1 pseudogene is annotated in these 2,123 nt (G+C 33.8%); it reads left to right on the top strand.

Annotated features, from left to right (window positions below):
* A pseudogene (locus NK213_RS19770) lies at positions 1-2,123 on the top strand (hypothetical protein); the annotation flags it as partial.

The following is a 2,123-nucleotide window of genomic DNA, read 5'->3' as shown; positions in this document are numbered from 1 at the left end:
GTTGAAGCATTGAAGAATGAAAGAGAACAAAGAGAAATAGCAAGACAAAGCTCACAAGTATATGAATTTGAAAAAGGAATAGAAGATCTGTTTTTAAATGTAAATCCACAAAGTATACAGGAAAGTCTGATATCCGGAGTAAAAGACCTTTTTGATAAAGCAGTAGCTGGAACAGATATAGGCGGAATATACAGGGATAAATACAATGAAGCTTTTGGAAATGCATTCAGGGAAGTAATGGCAGATTTTAAACCAAGTGGAGATTATCTAAAGGACCAGGAAGAATATCAGAAAAGATTTATTGAAAGCCTTAAGGAACTAGCCACAAGTTCGGATGCAGCAGTGAGAAGCATAGCAAACCTCACACTGTTTGATACAGTGAAAAGTCAATTAGATGAACTGGCAGGGCATTTAAGTACAGCAGGAGAAGTACTAAAAGATGATTTCCTAAAGAATCTTGCCACAACAGTAGAGAGCTTATCAGCTTTGGCGGAAAGCCTTAAAAATACAAGTTTAACAAGTAATTCAAAACTAGGTGGAATACTTGGAGGAGTAGGAGGCTTTCTTTCAAATGTAACCTCAGGCATAGGAATGGTAACAGGTCTTGTAAGTACAGGAGTAGGACTGTTCAGAAGTGCAGGAGACTTATTAGGCTTTGGAAGCAGTAAAAAGCAAAAAGCTAAAAATGAAGAGGAAAGAAAAAAAGCAGAAGAATGGTATGAGAAACAATTTAAGGAAAATACGGACCTCATAAAAAGTATAAATGACCTGACTGGCTCTATAGTAGATTTAAATACTAAACTTATTCAGAATATTGCAAATGATACTTCAGATAAAAACATAGCAAAACAAAAAAATTACTACGATAACCTGATAAACAAAACAGGAGAGCTGTTTGATGAGAACATAACAGCGACAGGTCACAGCTCAAGTAAGAAAAGAAGATTATTAGGTTCAAAAACAAAAGATTCATATTCAACACTGAATCAGTCATTTGATGAGTATTTTGGAGATGCGTGGAAATATACAGCAAGAGATTCAAAAAGCCTTGAGCAGTTCTACGATTCATATTTAAAAAACTTTGATATGAATATGCTTAAAAAGAAGTTAGGGAAAAACAGCCTTGATAACAGCAATATAGAACAGGTAAAAGGACAGTTCCTAAGATTTATTGATGACATAAAAACTATGGAAAGACATTCAGCTAATCTTCCCAAAAATGGAATACTAGAGAGTTTTGATGGTGTAGAAGTATTAGACGTATTTGAGTTAAGGAATGAATACCAGAAACAGCTTGAAAATATCTATAAAGGAATGGGTAAAGACCCGGAAAACTACAGGGAAGAAATCCTAAATCAGGTAAATGCATTAATTCAGGAAGGGCAAACCATAATAAGTGCCTTTAATGATGTAAAGTCTGCCTTTTATGGGAAAATAATAGAAGGTGACGAAACCATAATGTCCATTGCTACCGGAATGGAAAGCTATTTTACTAAGCTTAGAACAAATATATCAAAAGTATTTTATGACATAAACTTCCAAGGCTTAGAAGAAAATTTCAATAATAAATTTTCAAATATCTCAGATAAATTAGCTGATTTTAGATTATCGGGAAGAACAGATATTGGCAGTTTTGTAAATGAAAACCTAAACTTCTGGAATGAATTTACAATGCTGAAAAGTACTGAGAACATAAAAAATGATATGAATGAAGTTCTGAATATATTGAAATCACAGGCTAAAGGAGCCGGATTAAGTGATGATGTAATAAATGCAATGTTTCCTGACTCAGCTGTTGAAGATAAAGCATCAGATATAAAAAATGCTCTTGAGAAAGCGATGAGGGATGCATTAGATACAAATTCATTCAGTCAGTTTTCAATGAGTTTAGGAGATAGTATTTATAGCAGTGTAAAAGACGGACTTATTGAAGCCTTTTATGAATCAGAAACTTTCAAAAGTCTTGCTGAAAAGTATTTCCTAAATGATGATTACACAAAAGCATTAGAAGGAGCAGGAAGTTTTAAAGATGCGTACGATATCATAAAAGCCCAGCTTGATAAAGCTGAAATACAATTACAGGCAGAAGGACTGGATTTCAAAGGAACAAATTCAAGTACAGG

Origin of the sequence: Sebaldella sp. S0638, assembly GCF_024158605.1 — a bacterium.
GTDB lineage: Bacteria > Fusobacteriota > Fusobacteriia > Fusobacteriales > Leptotrichiaceae > Sebaldella.
This window is presented reverse-complemented; position numbering and strand designations above follow the sequence as displayed.